We start from the raw sequence: 23,637 nt of genomic DNA, 5'->3' as shown, positions 1-23,637 counted from the left end.
AGTGCTCGGCGAGTGCGGAGACGCGCGGCAGGCCGGGCCCGCGGTCAGTGGTGGTCGGCGACGGCCTTCTCGGCGAGGGCGGCGTAGACCATGCCGAGCTCATAGCCCGCAGCATCGAGGGCCATCGGGACGAGCGAGGTCTCAGTGAGACCCGGGAGCACGTTCACCTCGAGGAACCAGGCGGCTCCGGCCGCGTCGACGATGAGGTCGACCCGCGAGAGGTGACGCAGCCCGAGGGCCTCGTGCACCGTCACCGCTGCACGGGCGGCGGCGTCGGCCGCGTCGGGCTCGAGTCGGGCCGGCGTGTAGAAGGTCGTCTCGCCGGCGTTGTACCGAGCCTCGAATCCGTAGATGCCGTTGCGCGGGACGATCTCGACCGCCGGCAGGGCCGTCGGGCCGTCTCCGGTGTCGATGACCCCGACGGCGATCTCCGTGCCGGTGATCTTCTGCTCGACGATGACATCGTCGCAGTACGTGTAGGCGTCGACCATGGCCCGGGGCAGGCCGTCTGCGTCGTCGACGACCGTGACTCCCTGCGCCGAGCCTCCTCGGGCCGGCTTCACGACGACCGGCACGGGATGCTCGTCGGCGATGGCGGCGAGGACCCCTGCGGCCCCGAGCTCACGGAAGGCGTCGTGCGAGAGCGTGATGCCCCGCGGGGTCAGAACACCGGCACGACGGGCGAGTTCCTTGGCAGTCGGCTTGTCCCACGCGAGACGGGCCGCCGCCGAGGTGCTGCCGACGAAGGGGATGTCGAGGGCCTCGAGCAGACCGCGGAGCGCGCCGTCCTCACCGCTGGCACCGTGCAGAGCGGGCCAGACCACGTCGGGGCGGCTCTCGGTGAGGTGGCCGAGGAGGGTCGCGTCGGGGTCACGGAGGTCGACGGCGATGCCGTTGGAGGTGAGGCTGTCGACGACCCGTCGACCGGAGCGCAACGAGACGTCGCGCTCGTGCGAGATGCCGCCGGCCAGGACGGTGACGCTGCGGAGGGCGCTCGAGTTCATGTGGTGGGGTCCTTCGTGTGACGGGCGTGCCGAGCCGTGGCGCCGTGCGACGCACGACGCCGTTACGGATTAAATGCTGGTCAGGAGATGTTCGGGGGCGGCGTGCCGACGCCCTCGCGGAGGGGGATCGGCTTGCCGAGACGGGCGGACGAGAAGGTGCTGAGCAGGTCGAGCTCGCCGTTGATGACCGTCGCGAGTCGGGCGACGCCGACGCGGATCGACTCGGGCGTCGGATAGCAGAACGACAGCCGGATGTTCTGGCGGCCCTGCCCGTCGGCGTAGAAGGCCGTTCCCGGGGTGTACGCCACGAGCTCCTTCACCGCGCGCGGGAGCATCGCCTTCGAGTCGAGCTCGTCGGGGAGCGAGAGCCAGACGAAGAAGCCGCCCTCGGGCCGGGTCCAGGTGAGCGAGGGGAGGTACTCCCCCAGAGCCGAGAGCATGGCGTCGCGACGCTCGCGGTAGAGACCGCGGAAGATGTCGATCTGCCCCCGCCAGTCGGCCTGGTCGAGGTACTCGGTGATGACGAACTGGCCGAAGGAGTTCGGCGACAGCGTCGCGGACTCGTTGGCCAGGATGAGCTTCTCGCGGATGGCGTGCGGGGCGAGGGCCCAGCCGACGCGGAATCCGGGCGCGAGGGTCTTCGAGAACGAACCGAGGTAGATGACTCCCTCGTCGTCGACGGAGCGCATGGCGTGCGGGGCCGGCTCGTCGAAGGACAGGAGGCCGTAGGGGTTGTCCTCCAGGACGAGGATGCCCGCGCTGCGACAGATCTCGAGGATCTCGAGACGACGGGCCCAGGAGAGCGTGACGCCGGCGGGGTTGTGGAAGTTGGGGATCGTGTACAGGAACTTGATGCGGCCGCCGCGGGAGGTGACCGACGCGATCGCCTCGCGCAGCGCCTCCGGGATCAGGCCCTCGTCGTCCATGGCGACGTGCTCGACGTCCGCCTGGTAGGCCTTGAAGACGCCCAGGGCGCCCACGTAGCTGGGCGACTCGGCCAGGATGACGTCGCCGGGGTTGATGAACAGGCGCGTGACGAGGTCGAGGGCCTGCTGCGAGCCCGTCGTGACCACGACGTCGTCGGCGCTGCCGCGGATGCCCTCCATCGCCATGATCTGCATGATGTGCTCGCGGATGGCGGGAGTGCCCTGCCCGGAGCCGTACTGCAGGGCCATCGCTCCCCCGCCGTTCGACATGACGCGGTCGATGGAGCCCGTGACGAGCTCGCGCGGCAGAGCCGACACGAAGGGCATGCCACCGGCCAGCGAGACGACCTCGGGGCGGGAGGCGACGGCGAACAGGGCTCGGACCTCGGAGGCGCTCAGGCCGGCCGTGCGGTCGGCGTACGAGTCGTACCACGGATCGAGGTTGGTGCCCTTGTTCGTCATCTGCGTCCCTATCGGTCAGAGGGTGAATCGTCCAAGACTATGCCGGGAAGTGCGGTGAGACGACGAGAGCCCGCCCAGCGTGTGTGCTGGGCGGGCTCTCGTCGTGGTCGGTCGACTACGCGAGGAACTCCGCCAGGTCGGCCTCGAGGGCCTGCTTGGGCTTCGCGCCGATGACGGTCTTGACGACCTCGCCACCGCGGTAGACCTTCATGGCGGGGATCGACGTGATCTGGTACTTGGCCGCGGTCTGCGGGTTGTCGTCGACGTTGAGCTTCACGATCTCGATCTTGTCCGAGTGCTCGGCCGCGATCTGGTCGAGGATCGGCGAGACGGCGCGGCACGGGCCGCACCACTCGGCCCAGAAGTCGACCAGGATCGTCTTGTCGGAGGTGATGACGTCGCTCTCGAAGGACGCGTCGGTGACTGCCTTGGCGGTGCTCATGGTGGTTCCTTTCGTCAGGGGGACTGTGGAGATCGGGGGGGTCAGACGGCGACGGACTCGGCCGTGTCGATGCCCTCGGCGGCCCCGTCGGTGTTCTCGGCTAGAAACGTCTGGTCGAGGCTGGCCAGGAAGTGCTCGGCGTCGAGGGCCGCGACGACCCCGGAGCCGGCCGCGGTGGCCGCCTGACGGTACGTGGCGTCGATGACGTCGCCGGCGGCGAACACGCCGCGCAGGTTGGTCTTCGAGCTGCGCCCCTCGACGGCGATCGTGCCGTCGACCGTGAGGTCGAGCTGGCCGTGCACGAGGTGCACGCGGGGGTCGTTGCCGATCGCGATGAACAGGCCGTCGAGGTCGAGATCGGAGGTGCTGCCGTCGACCGTGTCGGTCAGCTGCACTCCGGTGGCCTTCTCGTCGCCGAGGACGGCCGTGACGGTCTTGTTCCAGAGGAACTCGATCTTGTCGTTCGCGAACGCGCGCTCCTGCATGATCTTCGACGCGCGCAGCGAGTCGCCGCGGTGGATGACGTAGACCTTGCTGGCGAAGCGGGTGAGGAACGTGGCCTCCTCCATCGCGGAGTCGCCGCCGCCGACGACCGCGATCTCCTTCTGCTTGAAGAAGAAGCCGTCGCAGGTGGCGCACCAGCTGACACCACGGCCGCTGAGGCGCTCCTCGTCGGGGAGACCGAGCTTGCGGTAGGCGCTGCCCGTGGCGAAGATGACCGAGACGGCCTCCTCGACGGTGCCGTTCCCGAGGGTGACCTTCTTGACGTCGCCGGTCAGGTCGACGCTGGTGACGTCGTCGAGGAGGACCTCGGCGCCGAACTTCTCGGCCTGCTCCTGGAGCTTGAACATCAGCTCGGGGCCCTGGATGCCGTCGGGGAAGCCGGGGAAGTTCTCGACCTCGGTCGTCTTCATGAGCTCTCCACCGGCTTCGACGGAGCTGGCCACGATGAGCGGCTCGAGCCCGGCACGAGCCGCGTAGATGCCGGCCGTGTAACCGGCGGGACCGGAGCCGATGATGATGATCTGGCGCATGGGCACCTCTCTGAAGAACGTGGCGGATGGGGTGGGAGACGCTCTCGGGCCGTGATGCCCGGTCGACGTTCTCCCTCGACCGTCTGAATGAACACATCCTATCGACGCGCTATTCCGCCGACCCGTGCCTCCCAGAGCGCGCTCAGGAGCCGGGGGACGCCTCCGTCCGGGGAGGGGACTCGACGGCTCAGCGTCGGCGGAGACGGGCCAGCAGGGGGCCGGCGCGACGCACGAGGGGTGCGGTCAGCGCCTCGAGCTCGGGCAGCCGGATCAGGCGGAGCAGGCCCAGGTAGACGACGCCCATGACCGCCGCGGCGACGATCACGGTGAGCAGACCGGCGATCCTGCCGGTGTGAGCGAAGCCGTCGGGGGCGAAACCGCCCATGGCCGTCACGACGACGAGACCGACGACACCCGCGATGAGCGAGAAGAACGCGAACTGCACGTAGCGACGCAGGACCCACCGGCCGTCCATGCCGCCGAGACGACGGGAGATGAGCACGAGGGCGACCACGGTCTGGGTCGAGCCGGCGATCGAGGTGGTGATGGCGATGGCCACGGCGACCTGGTCGTCGGGCACGACGACCGACGAGATGAGCGTGCCGACGACGAAGATGCTCGACTGGACGACCTGCATGAAGAACGGCGTGCGCTGGTCGTGGAGTGCGTAGAAGACGCGCTGCACGACGAACAGCACGCTGAAGAGGATCAGCCCGGGCATGAATCCGAGGATCACCTGGGCCATCTGGCTCGCACCCTCGAAGGTGCGCTCGAAGAAGCTCGCGAACGGGTAGGCCACGACGCACATGGCCACGGTGGCGAACACCATGAACATGCCGATGGTGCGGAGGGACTGCGAGAGGTCGGCCCGGACGGCGCCGAGATCGCCGCGCGAGGCGTGACCGCTCATGCGGGTGAAGTACGCGGTCGCGATCGAGACGGCCACGATGCCGTGCGGCAGCATGAACAGCAGCCACGAGTTCGCCAGCACGGCGTTGGACGCGCCCTCGCCGCTCCCCTGCGACGCCACGCGGCTCTGCACGAGACCCGCCACCTGGGTGACGAGCACCATGCCGAACAGCCAGCCGGCGGCCTTGCCGGTCGCGCCGAGCCCGACGCCGCGCCACCGGAAGTCGGGGCGGAACGTCAGGCCCGCTCGACGCCAGAAGAGCAGGAGGAACGCCGCCTGCGCGAGCACGCCGAGCGACGCGGTGCCGGCGATGACGGCGATGCGGTCGGGGCTCCACACGTCGACGGTCGAGTTCGCCTCGGAGCCGCCGAACAGGACCATGAACACGACGAGGCCGGCGATGGCGACGACGTTGTTGAGCACGGGCGCCCAGGTGAACGGGCCGAAGACCTGGCGGGCGTTGAGCACCTCGCTGAGCAGCGAGTACATCGCGTAGAAGAAGATCTGCGGCAGGCACCAGTAGGCGAAGGCCGTCGCCAGCGCAAGCGACTCGGAGGTGTAACCCCCTTGACCGGATGCATTCGCCTGCTGGGCGTAGAGCGAGACGAGCACCGGGGCCAGCAGGGTGCCGATCAGGCCCACCGCCGCGAAGACGATCGTGCCGAGCGTCACGATCTTGTTGATGAACCGCTGCCCGCCGTCGTCGTCCTGGGTGGCCGCGCGGACGATCTGCGGCACCAGGACGGCGCTGAGCAGGCCGCCGGCGATCAGGGCGTAGATGTTGTTCGGCAGCTGGTTCGCCAGGGCGAACGAGTCGGCCGCCCGGCTCGCGGACTGCCCGATGGCGGCGGCGAGCACCGCCGTCTTGACGAAGCCGAGCACGCGGGACACCATCGTGCCCGAGGCCAGCAGGATGCTCGCTCTGCCGAGACCGGACTGACCGCTCACGCGGTGCTCCCCACTGTCGGTTCGGAGTGACCGGTCGAACCGGTTACGCCGCTCTCGTCGTAATCGCTGTCGTCGCTGTCGTCGTCACCGTCGTCGTCGCGAGCGGCACCGCGGCGGCGCTTGCGGATCGTGCGGTAGATGCCGCCGCCGAACAGCAGCGCGAAGCCGATGCCGAAGGCCCAGGTGATGGCGGTCTCCCAGCCGGCCTGGACGTTGATGGTGACGACCGCGGGCGTCGCGATGGTCACCCCGGTCGAGCTGACCAGCGAGAGCGAGACGTTGACCGTGCCGTTGGCGATCGACTGCACGGGCACGCGCACGCGGACCTGCGACTTGGCCTGGACCGTCACGGGGATCCGGTTCTCCTCGATCGTCAGCCGCGAGCTGGAGGGCGCGAGGGTGAGGAACACCGTCGCCGACGAGTCGCTCGCGTTCTGCACGTAGAGCGGCAGCGACGACCGGTCGCCGAGGATGAGCTGGTCGCTGCCCTGGACGATCGAGACGAGCTGCGACGTCTCGGTCGCCTGCTGGGTCGCGCCGTCGACCTCGGTCGACAGGCCGTCGGGGTTGTCGCGCCAGGCGTGCGACGAGAGGGCGAGGGTGCGCAGACGCGCCGGGCCGGTGACCGTCAGAGGGTCCTCGAGGGCGGTGGAGAAGTCGGTGACCTGCTCGTCGGCGCGCACGATCGAGCGCAGCTCGCGGAGGCGGTCGGCCGACTCGGGCTCGTCGACCACGGTCGCGTCGGTGGGCTCGGCGGCGAGGGTGTCGGACAGCGACGAGGGCGACGACCAGGGCAGGTCGTCGAGGGCGGCCAGGGTCTGGCGCAGACGGCCGCCGTCGGTCGACCACGAGCGGTCGAGGGTCGCCAGCATCGTGCGGGCGTCGCTGGGGCGCTCCTTCGCGATCGTGGCGACGCTGGCGGACAGCTCGGCCATCGCGCTCCTCCAGGCGGCCTGCGACGTCGCGGCCGCGGCCTCGCGGATCAGTCCGGAGAGGGTGTCGTCCGACACGAGGCCCGTCGAGCCGCCGAGGTCGACCGGCGCGTTCTCTGTCGCATCGGTCGCGACGTTGACGTTCGAGCTCGAGAGGATCGTCGACGTGTAGTCGCGCGACGTGATCGTCGCGATGTCGGACGACACGACGGTGTCGTCGGCCGGCCAGGCGATCGACGACAGCGACCAGGGGAACGACAGCAGCGACTCGGTCGTCGGCAGCGGCGGAGCGGAGGGCTCGTCGGTCGGGCTGGGCGACGGCGTCTCGGTCGCCGAGGGGTCGGCGGGCGACCCGGACGACGAGCTGGTGCTCGACCCGGAGCCGTCGCTGGTGCCCTGGTCGGTCTCGGCCGGACTGGGCGCGTCGGTGGCCGAGGTGGACGTGTCGAATCGCGACTCGTCGACGAAGCCGTCGAAGGAGGTCGGGCCGGGCACCGACGGGGCGCCCGCCTGGCTGAGACCGGCGACGTCGGCGTCGGCGTAGGTGAGGGGGAACGTCTCGACGCCCGCCGAGGAGAGGTCGTCGAGCCAGCCGAGGGCCGAGGCCGGCGCCTCGCTGCCGAGCAGGCGGATCGAGGCGATGATCATCGGGTCGACCGCGATCGTGGCCGACGTGCCCACGACCTGGCGCAGCTGACGCGTGAGGGTGCCGTCGGCCGAGGTGTACGCCTCGAGCGCCGCCGCGTCGAGCACGCCGTTCTCGGTCTCGGGGGTCGTGATCGGCACCGCGACCGACAGGCGGGTGGGCTGGAAGCTCTCGCTCGGGTACCAGACGACGCTGCTGCGGGCCTGCGCGACCTGGACGCCGACGGAGTCGAGGAGGCGCACCCCCAGCGCCCGGGCACCCCACGACCACCCGTCGAGGGCCGTGCGCGACGCCGGGATGGTGATGGAGTCGACCGTGACGCTCTCGCCCGCCGCCACCGCGGGCACGTCGACGCGGGCCATGTAGATGCCGAGGTAGTCGTCGCCCGTGGTCTCGTCGGGCGAGAGCCAGTCGGCGAGCTTCGAGCGCGTGAGGAACGAGTCGCGGTCGAGGTAGATGCGCGCGCTGCCGGCGTCGAGATCGGTCTCGGTGCCGTTCGTCACCGTGACGGAGAGCTCGAGGTCGTCGCCCGAGCGCAGCACCCCGTCGGCCTCCGGCGCGACGCTCAGCGTGACGGCGTCGGACTGACCCGTGGCGCTCGACGCGGCCGCCGCCGACGACCCCGCGGAGGCCGCCGACGCCGGTTCGGCGGGCAGCGCGGCGCCGGCGACGCCGAGCGTCGTCACGAGGGCCAGGAGGGCGGGGAGAAGTCTCATAGTGAAGGTGCTCGGGGGCGGAGGGGGTCGCACGAGCATGCCGAGTCTAGGGAATCGATTCGGAGAGAGGGAGGCGCAGCACGCGAGAACCGGCCGTCGGGGGTGGGGAACCAGCCCTGGGGAGGAGGCGCGGGGAGGCGATCCGCGCCTCCCCGTGTGGCAAGGTTGACGGTCATGGACACCGTCGCCTCCGCCGTCGAGCGCCTGGATCGACTGGCCGCCACCCCCCGCATCGCCCGCCTCTCGGCGGCCTTCGCCGCCGCCGGACACGAGTTCGCCCTGGTCGGCGGCCCGGTGCGCGACGCGTTCCTCGGACACCGCGTCAACGACCTCGACTTCACCACCAGCGCCTCCCCCGACGAGATCCTCGCGATCGTCGTGCCGATCGCCGAGGCCCACTGGGACGTCGGCCGCCAGTTCGGCACCATCGCCGCCCGCGTCGACGGCGAGGTGGTCGAGATCACCACCTACCGCAGCGACGTCTACGACGGCGAGACGCGCAAGCCCGTCGTCGAGTTCGGCGACACCCTCGAGGGCGATCTGGTCCGCCGCGACTTCACCGTGAACGCCATGGCGCTGCGGCTGCCCGAGAAGGTGCTCGTCGACCCGTCCGGCGGCGTCGACGACCTGCTGGCCCGGCGCCTCGCGACGCCCGGCGCGGCCGTCGACTCGTTCCGCGACGACCCGCTGCGGATGATGCGGGCCGCGCGGTTCACCGCCCAGCTCGGCTTCGACGTCGCGGACGAGGTGCGCGATGCGATGACGACCCGCGCCTCCACCCTCTCGATCGTCTCGGTCGAGCGGGTCGCCGACGAGCTCTCGAAGCTGCTGCGCACCGCGACGCCGACCCCGGGCATCCGTCTGCTGGTCGACACCGGCCTCGCCGACCACGTGATGCCCGAGCTCGCGGCGATGCGCCTCGAGATCGACGAGCACCACCACCACAAGGACGTCTACGAGCACAGCCTCACCGTGCTCGAGCAGGCCATCGGCTACGAGTCCGAGCGGCACCCGGGCGAGGCCCCCGACCTGACGCTGCGCCTCGCGGCCCTGCTGCACGACTGCGGCAAGCCGGCCACGCGCCGGCTCGAGCCGGGCGGCGTCGTGACGTTCCACCACCACGACGTGGTCGGCGCGAAGCTCGCCAAGAAGCGGCTCAAGGCGCTGCGCTTCGACAACGACACGATCGGCGCCGTCCACCGGCTGATCGAGCTGCACCTTCGGTTCTTCGGCTACACCGAGGGCGCCTGGACCGACTCGGCCGTCCGCCGCTACGTGCGCGACGCCGGCGACCAGCTCGAGCGCCTGCACATCCTGACCCGCGCCGACGTCACCACCCGCAACCGCCGCAAGGCCGACCGGCTCGGCTTCGCCTACGACGACCTCGAGAACCGCATCGCCGAGCTGCGCGAGCGCGAGGCCATCGACTCGCTGCGGCCCGACCTCGACGGCGTCGAGATCCAGCGCGTGCTGGGCATCGGCCCGAGCCGCGAGGTGGGCGAGGCGTACCGGTTCCTGCTCGAGCTGCGCACGGAGGAGGGGCCGCTGGGCGCCGAGGTCGCGACCGAGCGTCTGCTCGCCTGGTGGGCGGCCCGCGAGAGGTAGCGGCGGGGGCCTGTGGAAGGCGACCCGCGTGGTCCCTCCCCCGCGCCTCCTCGGCTGATCGCGGCTGGGGGCCGATGTCGGGACGCCTCGCGCGCCGGGTAATCTGCACCGGTGCCCAAGCGTCCCTCCTCAGCTCTCATCGCCGGATCCGTCTGCGTCACGATCGTCGCGGCGTCGGCCCTCGGCATCACCGCGTTCGGTCTGTCGACCTCGGGGCGCGGCGCTCCCGTCCGTCCGACGCCCGAGCCCGATCAGACGACCGTCACGGTGCGCGTCTGGGACGACACCGTCGCGGCCGGTTACGAGCAGGCCTTCGAGACGTTCGAGCGCGACAACCCCGACATCGACGTCGAGGTCGACGTGGTGCCCTACGACCAGTACTTCGACTCCCTCGCCGCCGACGTCGACGCGGGCACGGCCGACGACATCTTCTGGCTGAACAGCTCGAACTACACCGGCTACGCCGACGACGGGCAGCTGCTCGACATCGACCGGGTGCTCGGCACCACGGCCCGTGCCGCCTGGAGCCCTGCGGTCGTCGACCAGTTCACGACCGAGGACGGTCACCTCTGGGGCGTGCCGCAGCTGTCCGACGGCGGCATCGCGCTGTACTACAACGCCGACCTGCTCGACGCCGCGGGCATCGACCCGGCCGTGCTCGACGACCTCTCGTGGGCGCCCGGCGGCGGCGAGGGCGACACCCTGCTGCCCGTGCTCGAGGCGCTGACCCGCGACGCGGCCGGGCACACCGCCGCCGACCCCGCCTTCGACGGCACCCCGGTGCAGTACGGCTACAACGCCGGCAACGACCTGCAGGCGATCTGGCTCGACTACCTGGCCTCGGCCGGCGGCAGCCTCGAGAACGAGGACTCGTCCGCGTTCGTCTTCGACTCCGAGGAGGCGCGGGTCGCCTTCCAGTACCTGGTCGACCTCGTGCAGGTGCACCGCGTCGCGCCTCCCGCCGCGTCGACCAACGAGCACGCCGACTTCAGCCGCGACCAGTTCACCTCGGGGACGATGGCGCTGTTCCAGTCGGGGCTGTACAACCTCTCCCCCATCGCGAGCACCGCCGACTTCGACTGGGGCGTCGCGCGGATGCCCGCCGGGCCCGACGGCCGGGTCAGCGTGACGAACGGCATCGTCGCGGCCGGCAACGCGGCGACCCCGCACCGCGACGACACCGCGAAGGTGCTCGCCTGGCTCGGCTCGTCCGACGGCGCCCGCCACATCGGCGCCCAGGGTGCCGCCGTGCCCGCGGTGATCGGTGCGCAGCAGGTCTACTACGACTACTGGGAGGGCGAGGGGGTCGACGTCTCCCCCTTCTTCGACGTGATCGACGACGGCCCGACGATCGCCGCGCCGACCGGGATCTACGGGCGCACCCAGTCGGTGATCGAGCCGACCTTCGACGACATGTTCACCGGGAGGCTCTCGGTGGCCGACGCCCTGACGAAGGCGCAGACCGACGCGAACGCCCTGCTCGACGACTAGCGCCCGAGCCCCCGTCACGACGACAGCATTGAAGTAGGAGGCGCGCTCGGCTACGCTAGGAAGGTTGCGTCTGCCTCACGGCTGTCGCGACGTCATGAACACCCTCCTGTCACAGACCGTCTGTGACCGTTAAGTCCGAAGGAGGTGGGTTAGTCATGCACCAGTACGAACTGATGGTCATCCTGGACCCCGAGATCGATGAGCGCACCGTCGCCCCGAGCTTGGACAAGTTCCTCAACGTCATCCGCAACGATGGCGGAACGATCGACAACGTGGACATCTGGGGACGTCGTCGCCTGGCCTACGAGATCAACAAGAAGTCCGAGGGCATCTACGCCGTCGTCAACCTGACCTCGAACTCGGCCGCCACGGTCGAGCTCGACCGCCAGCTGGGTCTCTCCGAGGCCGTGCTGCGCACGAAGGTCCTCCGCGCAGAGGAGGCCATCGCGATGGTCGCCAGCGCGAAGAAGCTCGCTGACGAGAAGGCCGCCCGCAAGGCAGCCAACGCCGCCTCCGCTCCGGCTGCCGCTTCGGCTCCCGCCGCTGCCGTCGCCGCGGCTCCCGCCGCACCGAAGGCCGCCGAGTAACCGATGGCAGGCGAGACCGTCATCACAGTGGTGGGCAACCTCACCAGTGACCCCGAGCTGCGTTACACGCAGAACGGGCTCGCGGTCGCGAACTTCACCATCGCGTCGACCCCCCGCACGTTCGACCGCGCGTCGAACGAGTGGAAGGACGGCGAAGCCCTCTTCCTCCGTGCCAGCGTCTGGCGCGAGTTCGCCGAGCACGTGGCCAGCAGCCTCACCAAGGGCAGCCGGGTCATGGCTCAGGGGCGGCTCAAGCAGCGCTCGTACGAGACCAAAGAGGGTGAGAAGCGCACCAGCATGGAGCTCGAGATCGACGAGATCGGCCCCTCGCTGCGTTACGCGACCGCTCAGGTGACTCGCGCCTCCTCGTCCCGTGACGGCGCTGCCGGAGGCTCCTTCGGGGGCAACCGCGGCGGCGGCCAGCAGGGCCAGGTCGGCGGCGGTCAGGCACAAGAGCCGTGGGGTCAGCCCGCAGCCGCTCCGCAGGGTGGGAACACCTCGAGCGACGTGTGGAACACCCCCGGCGGCGGCACCTACAACGACGAGACGCCCTTCTAGGCTCCGTCGTCCCCCTCTCAGTACTTCTTCTCTCATCTGAAAGCAGACACACAATGGCTGGAAAGAGCAGCGGCGACCGCCGCAAGCCCCTCCGCGGCAAGGGCGGCAAGAACGCCGCTCCCGCGAAGTCGATCCGCGTCGGCGTCATCGACTACAAGGACGTCGCGACCCTCCGCAAGTTCATCTCGGAGCGTGGAAAGATCCGCGCCCGTCGCATCACCGGCGTCTCCGTCCAGGAGCAGCGCCTCATCGCCCGTGCCGTGAAGAACGCCCGCGAGATGGCGCTTCTCCCCTACGCCGGCTCCGGCCGCTGATCAGCGCCGACTGAAGGAGAGAACGCATGTCGAAAGTAATCCTCACGCACGAGGTCTCCGGCCTCGGTTCCGCCGGTGACGTCGTCGACGTCAAGAACGGCTACGCCCGCAACTACCTCGTCCCCCAGGGCTTCGCCGTGGCGTGGTCGCGTGGTGGCGAGAAGCAGGTCGCTCAGATCCGCACGGCCCGCGAGACCCGCGAGCTGAAGACGATCGAAGAGGCCCACGACCTCAAGCAGCGCCTCGAGGCCCAGAAGATCCGTCTCACGGTCAAGACCGGTGCCGACGGCCGTCTGTTCGGCTCGGTCCGTCCGGCCGACGTGGCCGACGCCGTCACCAAGCAGGGCGTCGCCACCATCGACAAGCGCAAGGTCGAGATCCCCTCGGCCATCAAGCTCGTCGGTGAGCACGAGGCCACGCTGCGTCTTCGCGAAGACGTCATCGCCACGATCACCCTCACGGTGGTCTCGGCCAAGTAAGTCCCCCGCCGCGCATGCGGTCGAGCGGCGTCCCTCTTCGGAGGGGCGCCGCTTTTCGTCGTGCCGGTGGTGGTGCTGCGCTGCGGTGCTGCGGGGCTGGGCTGCGCTGGGCTGAGGGGCTGGGCTGGGCTGAGCTGCTGGGCTTCGGCGTCGAACCCCGGCGTGAGCATCGAACCCCGCCATGGTGAGGTTCCATGCTCATCGCGGGGTTCTGAGCGCCGCGGGCGGGGCTCGAGCGATGAACCCCGTTTGCGAAGATGAACCACGCGAAAACGGGGTTCTTCTTCGCATTCGTGGTTCATAGCGCTGACGGGGCGCTGAGGGCGTGTGAGGGGGTTCAGGAGGCGCGGGTGGGGGAGCCGAGGCCGGTTACCAGAAGCTGAACGCGAGCCGAGTCGCTATCGGTCCACGTGCCTCCTTGTCAAGTTCTTTGTGCACAGGCGGATGTCAAATCGGGACTCTCAACCCCCGGTTTAGACATCTTTTTACACACAGGGTGGGGAAATGGAAAGTGCTGATCACACGAGGGTTATTCGCGTGAAGTATCTCTCTCTCCACAGGTTGATCCACAGTTCTCCCCAAGCGCCCCCGGCGTTTCGCACCGGTTCTCCCCAGAGTTATCCACAGGGGTATTTGCTGTGGAGAACTAGGTGTCCATAGGGTGTACACGCGCTCGTCAGGGGTGGGTCGCGGCGGTTCGGCGCAGGGATGTCGGGGGTCCGATGTAGAACGTCCCTGAGCGTCGTTCGCGCCTGTCGGCGCGCACCCGATCTCTCGTCAGCAGGAGGCCCCATGTCGATCGCCCAACTCGGTATCGCCAGCGACGCATCGCGTGACCGCGACCGGCCGGCGATGGGTTCGGGCATGGATCGTGTGCCTCCTCACGACCTGCTGGCGGAGCAGAGCACGATCGGCGGCATGCTGCTGAGCAAGGACGCCGTGGCCGACGTCATCGAGACGGTGCGCGGTATGGACTTCTACGTGCCGAAGCACGAGGTCATCTACGACGCGATCCTGGGGCTGTACTCGCACGGCGAGCCGACCGACGTCATCACGGTCAGCGACGAGCTGATGAAGTCGGGCGATCTGTCGCGCGCCGGGGGAGCGGAGTACCTGCACACGCTGACCGGTGTGGTGCCGACGGCGGCGAACGCGGGCTACTACGCGTCGATCGTGGCCGAGAAGGCGGTGCTGCGCCGTCTGGTCGAGGCCGGCACGCGGATCGTGCAGATGGGCTACGCCAGCGAGGGCGAGGTCGTCGACCTGGTCAACAACGCGCAGGCCGAGGTCTACAACGTGGCCGGGGGAGTGCAGACCGAGGACTACGTGCCGCTGAACGAGGCCGTGACGGTCGCGATCGACGAGATCGAGGCGGCCAAGGGCCGTGACGGGCAGATGACGGGTGTGCCGACCGGGTTCGCGCAGCTCGATGCGTTGACGAACGGGTTCCACCCCGGGCAGCTGATCATCGTGGCGGCGCGACCGGCGCTCGGTAAGTCGACGTTGGCGCTCGACCTGGCGCGGGCGGCGTCGATCAAGCACGGGCAGGCGTCGGTGTTCTTCTCGCTCGAGATGGGGCGAAGCGAGATCGCGATGCGTCTGATGTCGGCCGAGTCGAGTGTGCCGCTGCAGAACATGCGCAAGGGCACGGTGGATGCGCGTGACTGGACGAACATCGCGCAGGTGCGTGGGCGGATCAACGATGCGCCGCTGTTCATCGACGACAGCCCGAACATGACGCTGGTCGAGATCCGGGCGAAGTGCCGGCGGCTGAAGCAGCAGCACAACCTGAAGCTCGTGGTGATCGACTACCTGCAGCTGATGACGTCGGGTAAGCGTGTCGAGAGCCGTCAGCAGGAGGTGTCGGAGTTCTCGCGTGCGCTGAAGCTGATGGCGAAGGAGCTGCAGGTGCCCGTGATCGCGCTGTCGCAGCTGAACCGTGGCCCCGAGCAGCGCGCGGACAAGAAGCCCGCGATCAGCGACCTGCGAGAGTCCGGTTCGCTCGAGCAGGACGCCGACATGGTCATCCTGCTGCACCGCGAGTCCGCCTACGAGAAGGACAACCCCCGCCAGGGCGAGGCCGACTTCATCGTCGCCAAGCACCGCAACGGGCCTACGGACACGATCACGGTGGCGTTCCACGGGATGTTCTCGCGGTTCGTGGATATGCCTAGCTAGGTCTGATGTCGTTGTCGCTGCTCAAATCCGTGGTCCACTTTTCACGTGTGCGGTTGAGGCAGCGCGCCCCGTATCTTGCGTTCACCGCTGGGCTGCACGTCCGGCGTCACGTTGCTGATGCCCATCGGGAACGCTCGCGTCTCGACATCGTGACAGGATCTCGCAGCAAAACGTGACGGCCCTAGGACGCTCGGTGTTGACGATGATCATGCGCATGTCAATCACGGCCTCGAGGGCACGACTCGAGCACGGCGGGGCCTTCGCAAGTGCCTTGCTGCGTGCCGCGCCAGCACCGTATCGCCATCACGGAGAACGCGATCAGACTGAAGGGCGTAGTGAAGTCGACGCCACCGCCGCCGAGGCTCAACATGCGTAGGCCAGCGCCGCGGCCTCGGAGCTGTGCAGCGAAGCCGCGCTTGTCGATCGTGAGACGCTCTAGGCGGTCGAGGGTTGGCACGACGAGTGTGCCTTATTGCAGGGCCGCGAGAGCTCGGTCCAACGCTGAGCTGGATGAACGTGCATCGGACACGCCCAAATCGACGTGCAGGTCATCCCGCCGCCTCCACGTCGCGAGCAGGTCGCGTTCTTACCGATGGATGTCCTGTGACGCGCCACGACCCGGGCGTAGTCGATCAACCTCATCGCTGGGCCGTCTGTGTCTCGCAACCAACCCTCATGACACCGATTCGCCAGCCAGGTTGCGATACAAAGTTACGAGACTCGCCGTATCCCGAAATTACGGGCGGCTGGATGCCCGTTGCCCGGCATCGACGAGACGTCTCGCAACCGTAGGGCTGCGAGGTGGTCGCTTTGGTTTCTTGTGACGGTCTGCCTTAGGTGCTGCGGCTCTTTGGCGACAGACTGTGCGCGCCTGCGCCGACGAGCGGTGCCAGCGTGGGTTCCGACGTCCGCTGTTCTCGATCAGAGCGGTCAGGGGGTCGGTTCTCTTCCGCTCGAGGAGCCCGAAATGGCCGCCACCCTGTCTGTCTGGGAGTTCGACACCTCTACGGGGGCCGATGAGGCCCATGTGAAGGTGGACCGTCTGCATGCCGAGGAGGTGTTCACGGTGAGCGACGGGGCGATCGTGAGCTGGGAGCCGGGGACGCGGAAGCCCCGCACGGCCCCGTTCCCCTCGGCGGATCCCGAGGGGGCCCTGGGCGGTTTGTTCTGGGGGTTCCTCTTCGGGGTGATGTTCTTCGTCCCGTTGATCGGGATGACGCTCGGGGCGGCGACGGGCATCATCGCGGGCGCTCTGACCGATGTGGGCATCGACGACAACTTCATCCGTCGTATCCGGCGCGACCTCCGACCCGGCACGTCAGCGCTGTTCGTCCTGACGAGCAGCACCGAGGTCGATCGGCTCACCGAGGCGTTCCGGGGCGCGAACGCCAGACTCCTGCAGGCAAACCTGAGTGACAAGCAGGAGGCAGCCATCCGGACCGCGTTCGCTGACTGACGTCGCGGGTCCCGTTCACGGTGACGATAGGCCGCCGCACCCGACAGCAGCGGCCTACCCGCGGCCGTGCCGCGGCCTCGGTCCGTCAGACTCGAGGCGGCCCTGAGGCTACGCCTGATGAGGGTCGGCGGCGATAGCCGTGTGGCGGACATGTCCTCGGTCGTCACCGTTGAGGAGATGTCCGCTAATCGGTACCCACCAGGCGGGTCTGATGTGATCGCATCGGTTCCTGCGGGGGTCAGGACTAGGGTTCCCGACCGCCTCGTCAGGCCTCCTGCCGAATCGATCGGGGCCAACTGGTTGGACGCTATACCCGAAGGGCCTCGAGAACCAGACCTGTGCTCACATTCGCTCACGCCGGATCGCCCGGCCTGGCGGGCTAGAGGTCGGGGAACGTGGCCCAGCCGGTCACCTCGGTCGGATCGAGCCGCACGAAACGCACCGTAGGTCCGCGTCGCACTGGATGGCTCCGCAGGGAGTCGATCACGTCATCGTCTGCCTGCGAGACCACCTGATGGGTGTGCCCCTTGACCAGGACGCTCCATCGCGCATCCTCGCCGAGACCATCGATCTCGAACGCGACCCACGGCGAGGTGCCCGTCATGACCGTCCGGGTGCTCACATCGGTCGGGATGTAGATGGTCTGCCCGTCGGCGAGATAGCTCGTCGGTGTGATGTCGATGCTGGGCCCGTAGCCCCAGGCGATGCGGCCTCTGCGACTGCGGCGGATGTGCCCCCAGCACTCGTCCCAGCTCAGCAGTTGCTCGACGCCGTCGTTCTCGTGCATGTGTCGTCGCTGACTGTGCTGTTGTGAGGCCGGGGATGCTGCGCCTCGAGGTGCGTACGAGGAGGTCTGTCGGCCGAGGTCGTCTGAAACGGCGTGCAGGGTGACTCTGACCCTCCATCGTCACGCCGTCAAGCGATGGGCCTCACGGGGTGGCGCACGAGGGGCGCTCGGGGCTCGGCGACTCGAGCTGCTGCACCCAGGAGGCGGCGATCAGCATGAACGCGGGCAGTGCGTCGCGCACGTGGTCGGCGCTGGTGAACGTCGCGACCCAGCGATTGCGGTCGGCGCGACGCAGCAGGCCAGACGGGTCGTCGAGAAGGATCTCGGGGTGGTCGGGCTGGGGGCGGGCCCCGGTGTGCAGGATCACCTGGACGGCCGTCGGTCGGCGCAGATTCATGGTCGCGAAGTCGTCCCGCAGGGCGAAGTTCGGCGCCTTCCACTTGATGTTCTCGACGACGTCGGGGGACACGGTCGCGAGGCCGTGCCGCAGCGTCAGTGCCGCATCCTTCATCGGGTGGTCGAGGTCGTCGAACCACGCGTCGACCTCGGCCGCGGTCACGACGTCGCCGGGCACCGATGGCGAACGTGCCGGGTCGTGTCGTTCACGGGAGGCCTCCATCGGTCGTCGGGTCGGGTGGCGGCGCTTGCGAGAGCTGGTGGAGCGAACATCTCCTCCGTCGTCACCGTTTGAAGAGATGTCCGCTAATCGGTACCCAACCAGGCGGGTCTGATGTGATCTAAGCGATGCCTGACGTCGGGATCAGGGCTAGGCCGACAGACGCCATCGTCTGGTGCCATCACCGAGTAAATCGGGGCCAACTGCTGCGGACGCTATACCCCAACACGTGCGCCGAACAAGACATAAGCTCAAGTTCATCCGGGGGTGATCTAGCGGGATGATGCGCTGACCACAGCCGCTAGTCCTTGCAGGTGCTCTGGGTGCTGCCCGATAGTCGGTCGTTCGTCGGGACACCTTTTCGAGCGCGTCTCAGTCGCCTGGGGCCAAGTGGTGCCTGGCCTGCGGATTCGCGTATGCCTGTCCCGCAAAAATGCCCGGTGGCGGGGGTCTAAACGCTACAGTCGTCGGATGCTCATCGGATACGCGCGCGTCTCGACCTCGGGACAAGATCTCGCAGCACAACGTGATGGTCTTGCAGCGCTCGGTGTTGACGATCAACACGTGCATGTTGACCACGGCCTCTCGGGCACGACTCGAGCACGGCCGGGGCTCCGTGAAGCGCTGGCTGCGTGCCGTGCCGGTGACGTCTTGGTCGTGACAAAGCTCGATCGTCTCGCCCGGTCGCTGCGGGACGCGACCGACATCGCCGACGAACTCACGAAGAAGGGTGTCGCTTTGAACCTCGGGGGAGCGGTCTACGACCCCACCGACCCGGTCGGCCGGCTTCTGTTCAACGTCCTCGGCATGGTGGCGGAGTTCGAGGCTGACCTCATCCGCGCTCGCACCCGTGAAGGCATGGCGATCGCCAAGGCCGCCGGCAAGCTCCGCGGACGCAAGCCCAAGCTGACCCCGTCGCAGGAGAAGCACCTGGTCCAGCTGCACCGCACCGGCGCCCACACGACGAGCGAGATCGCGGAGCTGTTCGGCGTCGCCCGTTCCACGGTCTATCGAGCAATACAGCGCGCTGAGCAGGTGTGACTTAGAGGTGATCGCGGTCTGGGACACTCAGGGCATGGACCCGAGAACCAGCACGGACTATCTCGATTTTCTCTCCGAGCGGCTCAGAGAGTTCATAGGGGCGTTCGACGAGTTCATGACCCACCACGTCGAGAACGTTGGGCCCGGTTCCTTCACGCGAGGGCTTGCGCCAGCTGTTTTTCCGAAGGAGGGCGCGAATGAAGATCGGGTACGGGTACTCACTGCGAAGCTAAATCGGCTCGCCGGCTCCCTCATGGACCTGAGCTCGGTAACGGGTGTGCGCATGATGGTGGAGGGCAGGGGCGTGATCGACCCATTCGTCAATTGGGAGCGCATAACAGAGCCAAAGCCTGTGCTTGAGGCATCTACGGTTCGCGGATGTTGCCTCCAGGCTGCAGGGCGACTCGAGGGGCTCCGGGCGCGAGCCGACGCCCTGTCCTCGCCAACTATCCAGCCATCACTTCTGCACCCGCTCGTGTGGTCAACAGCACAACGGCTATGGAACGACGGGCACCTGCGCCAGGCTGTATCTGCGGCCGCCGAAGCCGTCAGCGGTCAGATGAAAGAGCTGACTAATCGGCACGATGCGTCTGATACGTCCCTCTGGCAGCAAGCGTTCGCCCAGGACGCCCCGCGACCCGACAAATTGCGTCTCCGCTGGCGTGGAGATCAGGCAAATCAAGACGTGAAGACGATGCAGGATGGCCTGCGCCAATTTGCACCTGGCGTGAACATGGTGATTCGGAACCCTGCAACACATGCGGATGAGCCGCTGTCGGAACAAGCAGCTTTAGAACGGCTGGCGACCCTAAGCGTGCTTGCTCATTTCGTGGATCAATGCGAGGTCGGGCGCCCTGCCGAATGAGCTCTAGCGAACCGCTACGACAGCGCCGGCCTGCACTCAGATGATCTAGACGAGGTGCTTGCCCGATAGACGATCCTCCAGCGGCGGAGATCGCAGACGATCGTTTTCGGGTCAATCGCAGTCTGTGGAAACCGCACATTAGCCTCGTCACATGACGACACGGGACGATCGCGGGCGCTCCATCGACCAAGCCCAGGATGCTCTTCACCAAGCCATGCGTGGTGGCGACGTGAGCCATCTCCGCGAGTTGCTATACGAGGGCCTGGCCTTCGAGCTGCCGGGAGAGTCAGTGGTGGGCCGTGCAGCCGATCTCGACGCTCATGCCTCGGGGGCAACACGATTCGACAAGCTGTCGGAGCTTCATCGATCAACTCTGGAACATGATGGTCATGGCCGGACATCGTCGCTCGTGGACATCGTCGTATTCGATAGGGGCCACCGCATCGAGGCTCGCATGTCGTACCGCCGCTTTTGGTCGATCATCGAGGGTCGTTGGCAAGTAGTAGCGGGCAGCGCCGAACCGTTCGCATAGAGCCCGGGGCTCGAGTTCTACGCCAGCACCCGACCGGCAAGCTGGGTGCCGTCGCTCGGAAACGATCGTCTCTGCATGCCCGATAGACGATCGGCATCTGGTGATCTTGACGACCGCGTCCTAGTCTCTGTCCATGGACACGACCGTCGAGATGCGCTTGCGGCAGCTGGCTCTGGTGGCCCAGACCGCTTTCATCCTGGGTCTCGCCGGGATACTGACGCTCTTCGGTATCTGGGCCTCGAACTTCCAGCTCATCGGCGGTAGCGATCCGTGGACGTTCATGCAGGTCATCGCTTATGACGTCGTTCTCGCAGTGTCCGTCCTCGCGCTTCTGACAGCCACCCTGCTCGCTTCTGCGTCGAACTGGCCCGGTCTACGGGTTCTCTCGGTCGTGGCCCTTGCCATAGTCGTCGGCGAGGTCGTTGTGCTCCTCCTCCTTGAGGGGCAACTGACGAGCATTATCGGCGGTGGCCAAGGGCTTATGTCCGACTACGTGCCTTGCGTCACCGGTGGAGACGATCCCCGCTGCACATAGGCAAGCTCAGGGCTTGACGGACGTGGGTGACTCCCGCAGGGTGCCCGATAGCCGATCGTTCACCGAGATCTGTTTCGGACTGACCTATCGAGACAGCCAGCGCCCCGTAGCTGCGGGGAAGTGGCTAGCCTCCGCCGTTGCTCGGTGAGCGATCCCCAAGCGGGCGCTGCTCCGCGGTTTAGGCGGTGGGTGCTGCCCCGGGGTTCGTGTGCCAGCGGAACCGGTCCGCGAGTGCGGACAAGATCGGTACACGTGTGAGCAGAACGAAGATCACGTAGCCGAGGATTCCCCCGAAGGTGTTCCAGATGAAGTCGTTGACGTCAGCGACGTGACCACCGGAGAACAGCTTCTGCGCGGCGAGTTGCAGTAGCTCGATTGTCAGGCTGACCACCGCCGAGGTCAGCAGCACCTTCCACCAGGACGGCCGGCGCATCAGGAGCGGTATGAGGATGCCGAGCGGTATGAACACCGCCAGGTTGGTGAGCGCGTCCGCGAGCTCGTAGTCCTGGAACGGGATCAGTGCCAGCGCCGGCTCCCATGGCTCAGACCTTGGCGTCGGGTTGAGAAAGATCGGGAAGACCGTGTTCGCGAAGATTCCCGCGGCGTAGACGGCGATGGCGGCCGCGACAGCCGCGCGCGGCCGGGTGAAACGTTGCCCCCTGAGCAGGAGCGCAAGCTGGAGGAGGAACACGACGGCGCCGACGGGGACAGCGACCGGTAGGACGGGAACTTCGCCGAACGGGTTAGTAGACATCCGGGGAAGCCTAGTGACGCTGAGCTGCTGCAAGGATCTGATGACCGTGGACGGTCTCGGTAACCGATCCCGGGGATCGATTATTCGGGCACACGAACGTGGCTCGACCGAGCCACGTTCCGGCACTGGTGGCGGTCCGGAACGGAAAGCGCGGCCAGCTGAGACCCGTTCCGCTTGGGGATCGTCATCCGTACCAACCGTCGGGGCCAGCAGCCTCGGAGAGGCGTGCGTGCTCAGCAGGATCCGTCACGCGCCAACCGTAGGGAGCTGACTGCACGTAACTGGCACCGTTTCTCTCTACGCGTACTCGCCCGTCCATGAGCCCGCTGGTGAAAACCTCTTCGTCGAGCCAGATGAGGAGCTGTTCTACCCACTCTTCGGCATTCTCGGGGAGAAAGTAGAGCCAGTATTGGGATTCGCCGGTGGAGGGGAGGGCGATGAGGAGACGCGCGGAGTGGCCCTCGCGCTGGATGAGTTCGACATCGACGTGTCCGGGCGAGGCGCGGATGTCTCGCATCTCGTAGTCGAGATGCGACAGGTCCGTCCCGGTAGATCGACTCTTTCGCTCGACTCTTCTCATCGCGGCCACGATCTCCGCATCGGTCAGCATGCGCTCAGCATGTCATCTCGCTTCGACGATCCCACACGCCGGTCGCTGTGGCGCGGTCAGGGAAGCGGGAAGGCTGTTACCGGTGCCCGGTAGCCGATCGTGCACCGGGCTGCGGCCAGACGGATTCGTCAGGGCCTGCGTCAGGGCCTTCCGGTGATGTCGAGGTCCGCGAGAGCATCGAGGACGCGCTCGGGGTGTTCGGCCATCCGGTTCAGGACGTAGAGCCACCATTCGGGGCCGTAGACGACGTACTCGCGGGTGGTGAACCCGTCGTGACGCAGGGAGTCGAGCAGTTCGGTACCGAGGCCCTGCAGCATCTCGAACTCGACGTGCTCGGCCATGAGGTCGGTGCCCAACGTGTCGCGCAACGACGAGACCAGAAGCGGGTCGTGGGTGGCGAGATTCACTCGGTGTCCCGAGCCCACCAGGCGTCTCGCGGCCTCGAGGTAGGCCGTGGTCAGGGGCTCGCTGTCTCGGGCGTAGGCGACGTCGGCGGATTCGAGGAACGCGCCTTTGACGAGGCGGATGGGCCCGGGGCGCTGGATGAGCCGGTCGAGATCCCCGGGGGTGCGGTGGAGACGGGCCTGGAGGGTGACGCCGGTCTCGGGGAACTCGTCGGCGATCTGCTCCGTGATCGAGAGGACGAGATCCGTGCGGTCGGACCCCTCGGCGGAGATCATGATCGACGTGCCCGCCTCGCGGGCTGCGCGGGCGATGGCGCGGCCGTTTCGCAAACCGACCTCGGGCGACACGACGGCACCCACATGTGACAGGTCGAAGGAGATTGTCGCCCGTCCGGGAACCTGCCCCAGACGATGGGCCAGATCGACGAACTCGTCGGTTTGCTGATCGGCGACGGCCTCGTCCCGGATCGACTCGCCGACGAGTTCGACGCTGCCGAGGTGGCCACGGGACGTGTTCGCCTCGAGCAGCGCCACTGCCGCGTCGACGTCCGAGCCGGCGGTGTAGCGGCGGGCGATCTTCGCCGCCATGGTCGCCAGTGCGGGGTTCGCGAGCGTGCGTGCTTTGAGGTCTTCGTCGAGGGCGAAGGCCCGGAGGGTGTCGGCCGCGCGTCGCAGGGTGTTGTCGCTCGTGGTCATCAGAAGAACCTAGTGAATCTCTCTAAACGCAGACGCCCGGGGAGCCTCGGTCGAATCCGGTCCTGATCGGAGATGAACCGTCTTCCATCCGAGACGCCCGATAAGGGAT

General features: G+C 67.9%; 23 protein-coding genes. 12 read left to right on the top strand and 11 right to left on the bottom strand.

Annotation, left to right across the window (positions count from 1 at the left end):
* Positions 1–44 precede the first annotated feature (44 nt).
* The 6 genes from FFA01_RS11960 to FFA01_RS11935 form a co-directional block, all read right to left on the bottom strand.
* Positions 45–1,004, bottom strand: coding sequence for a D-alanine--D-alanine ligase family protein (locus FFA01_RS11960; RefSeq protein WP_146856414.1), 960 nt, complete (start codon positions 1,002–1,004; stop codon positions 45–47).
* An 80-nt stretch (positions 1,005–1,084) separates the two neighbouring features.
* Positions 1,085–2,392, bottom strand: coding sequence for an aminotransferase-like domain-containing protein (locus FFA01_RS11955; RefSeq protein WP_146856412.1), 1,308 nt, complete (start codon positions 2,390–2,392; stop codon positions 1,085–1,087).
* Positions 2,393–2,507: 115 nt separating this feature from the next.
* On the bottom strand, positions 2,508–2,834 hold the full coding sequence (gene trxA / locus FFA01_RS11950; protein ID WP_055799001.1) for a thioredoxin: 327 nt from the start codon (positions 2,832–2,834) through the stop codon (positions 2,508–2,510).
* A 41-nt stretch (positions 2,835–2,875) separates the two neighbouring features.
* Positions 2,876–3,868, bottom strand: coding sequence for a thioredoxin-disulfide reductase (trxB, locus tag FFA01_RS11945; protein ID WP_146856410.1), 993 nt, complete (start codon positions 3,866–3,868; stop codon positions 2,876–2,878).
* A gap of 187 nt (positions 3,869–4,055) precedes the next feature.
* Positions 4,056–5,726 (bottom strand): murein biosynthesis integral membrane protein MurJ, encoded by a 1,671-nt coding sequence (murJ, locus tag FFA01_RS11940; protein WP_244289825.1) that lies wholly within the window; start codon positions 5,724–5,726, stop codon positions 4,056–4,058.
* On the bottom strand, positions 5,723–8,020 hold the full coding sequence (locus FFA01_RS11935) for a DUF6049 family protein (RefSeq protein WP_146856408.1): 2,298 nt from the start codon (positions 8,018–8,020) through the stop codon (positions 5,723–5,725). The genes murJ and FFA01_RS11935 overlap by 4 nt, the downstream gene beginning before the upstream one ends.
* A gap of 174 nt (positions 8,021–8,194) precedes the next feature.
* Between FFA01_RS11935 and FFA01_RS11930 the strand changes: the two genes are divergently transcribed.
* From FFA01_RS11930 to FFA01_RS11895, 8 genes are all read left to right on the top strand, one after another.
* Positions 8,195–9,625 (top strand): CCA tRNA nucleotidyltransferase, encoded by a 1,431-nt coding sequence (locus FFA01_RS11930; RefSeq protein ID WP_146856406.1) that lies wholly within the window; start codon positions 8,195–8,197, stop codon positions 9,623–9,625.
* A gap of 111 nt (positions 9,626–9,736) precedes the next feature.
* Entirely contained in the window at positions 9,737–11,116 is a 1,380-nt protein-coding gene (locus tag FFA01_RS11925; protein ID WP_146856404.1) for an ABC transporter substrate-binding protein, read from the top strand.
* A 155-nt stretch (positions 11,117–11,271) separates the two neighbouring features.
* The gene (gene rpsF, locus FFA01_RS11920) at positions 11,272–11,703 is read left to right on the top strand and encodes a 30S ribosomal protein S6 (protein WP_146856402.1); all 432 of its coding nucleotides are present in this window, start codon (positions 11,272–11,274) and stop codon (positions 11,701–11,703) included.
* Positions 11,704–11,706: 3 nt separating this feature from the next.
* Complete coding sequence (locus tag FFA01_RS11915) at positions 11,707–12,261, top strand: single-stranded DNA-binding protein (RefSeq protein WP_146856400.1); 555 nt, start codon at positions 11,707–11,709, stop codon at positions 12,259–12,261.
* A gap of 53 nt (positions 12,262–12,314) precedes the next feature.
* Positions 12,315–12,575: a 30S ribosomal protein S18 gene (gene rpsR, locus FFA01_RS11910; RefSeq protein WP_043595327.1), complete on the top strand. Its 261-nt coding sequence runs from the start codon at positions 12,315–12,317 to the stop codon at positions 12,573–12,575.
* Between the two features lie 26 nt (positions 12,576–12,601).
* Positions 12,602–13,054, top strand: coding sequence for a 50S ribosomal protein L9 (gene rplI, locus FFA01_RS11905; protein WP_146856398.1), 453 nt, complete (start codon positions 12,602–12,604; stop codon positions 13,052–13,054).
* A gap of 792 nt (positions 13,055–13,846) precedes the next feature.
* Positions 13,847–15,232, top strand: coding sequence for a replicative DNA helicase (gene dnaB / locus FFA01_RS11900; protein WP_146856396.1), 1,386 nt, complete (start codon positions 13,847–13,849; stop codon positions 15,230–15,232).
* Between the two features lie 967 nt (positions 15,233–16,199).
* Positions 16,200–16,688 carry a DUF1269 domain-containing protein gene (locus FFA01_RS11895; RefSeq protein ID WP_146856394.1) on the top strand — a complete coding sequence of 163 codons (489 nt, stop codon included), beginning with the start codon at positions 16,200–16,202 and terminating at the stop codon, positions 16,686–16,688.
* A gap of 379 nt (positions 16,689–17,067) precedes the next feature.
* Here FFA01_RS11895 and FFA01_RS11890 read toward each other — a convergent pair whose 3' ends face one another.
* The gene (locus FFA01_RS11890) at positions 17,068–17,475 is read right to left on the bottom strand and encodes a pyridoxamine 5'-phosphate oxidase family protein (protein ID WP_146856391.1); all 408 of its coding nucleotides are present in this window, start codon (positions 17,473–17,475) and stop codon (positions 17,068–17,070) included.
* Between the two features lie 142 nt (positions 17,476–17,617).
* Positions 17,618–18,049, bottom strand: a complete 432-nt coding sequence (locus tag FFA01_RS11885; protein ID WP_167627362.1) for a DUF1801 domain-containing protein — start codon at positions 18,047–18,049, stop codon at positions 17,618–17,620.
* A gap of 513 nt (positions 18,050–18,562) precedes the next feature.
* Here FFA01_RS11885 and FFA01_RS11880 point away from each other — a divergent pair.
* The 4 genes from FFA01_RS11880 to FFA01_RS11865 all read left to right on the top strand — a co-directional run bounded on the left by FFA01_RS11880 (position 18,563) and on the right by FFA01_RS11865 (position 21,064).
* Positions 18,563–19,132 (top strand): recombinase family protein, encoded by a 570-nt coding sequence (locus FFA01_RS11880; RefSeq protein WP_146856387.1) that lies wholly within the window; start codon positions 18,563–18,565, stop codon positions 19,130–19,132.
* Positions 19,133–19,166: 34 nt separating this feature from the next.
* A complete protein-coding gene (locus FFA01_RS11875) occupies positions 19,167–19,997 on the top strand; it encodes a TIGR02391 family protein (protein ID WP_146856385.1) in 831 nt (276 codons plus the stop codon).
* A gap of 151 nt (positions 19,998–20,148) precedes the next feature.
* Positions 20,149–20,529: a nuclear transport factor 2 family protein gene (locus tag FFA01_RS11870; RefSeq protein ID WP_146856383.1), complete on the top strand. Its 381-nt coding sequence runs from the start codon at positions 20,149–20,151 to the stop codon at positions 20,527–20,529.
* A 133-nt stretch (positions 20,530–20,662) separates the two neighbouring features.
* Complete coding sequence (locus FFA01_RS11865) at positions 20,663–21,064, top strand: hypothetical protein (RefSeq protein ID WP_146856381.1); 402 nt, start codon at positions 20,663–20,665, stop codon at positions 21,062–21,064.
* Between the two features lie 178 nt (positions 21,065–21,242).
* On the opposite strand, the gene FFA01_RS11860 is transcribed toward FFA01_RS11865, so the two are convergent.
* The 3 genes from FFA01_RS11860 to FFA01_RS11850 form a co-directional block, all read right to left on the bottom strand.
* Entirely contained in the window at positions 21,243–21,818 is a 576-nt protein-coding gene (locus FFA01_RS11860; RefSeq protein ID WP_146856379.1) for a VanZ family protein, read from the bottom strand.
* Between the two features lie 184 nt (positions 21,819–22,002).
* Positions 22,003–22,428 carry a hypothetical protein gene (locus FFA01_RS11855; protein WP_146856377.1) on the bottom strand — a complete coding sequence of 142 codons (426 nt, stop codon included), beginning with the start codon at positions 22,426–22,428 and terminating at the stop codon, positions 22,003–22,005.
* A 140-nt stretch (positions 22,429–22,568) separates the two neighbouring features.
* Positions 22,569–23,528 carry a proline dehydrogenase family protein gene (locus tag FFA01_RS11850; RefSeq protein ID WP_146856375.1) on the bottom strand — a complete coding sequence of 320 codons (960 nt, stop codon included), beginning with the start codon at positions 23,526–23,528 and terminating at the stop codon, positions 22,569–22,571.
* Positions 23,529–23,637 lie beyond the last annotated feature (109 nt).

This window comes from Frigoribacterium faeni (assembly GCF_007988805.1).
Lineage (GTDB): Bacteria > Actinomycetota > Actinomycetes > Actinomycetales > Microbacteriaceae > Frigoribacterium > Frigoribacterium faeni.
This window is presented reverse-complemented; position numbering and strand designations above follow the sequence as displayed.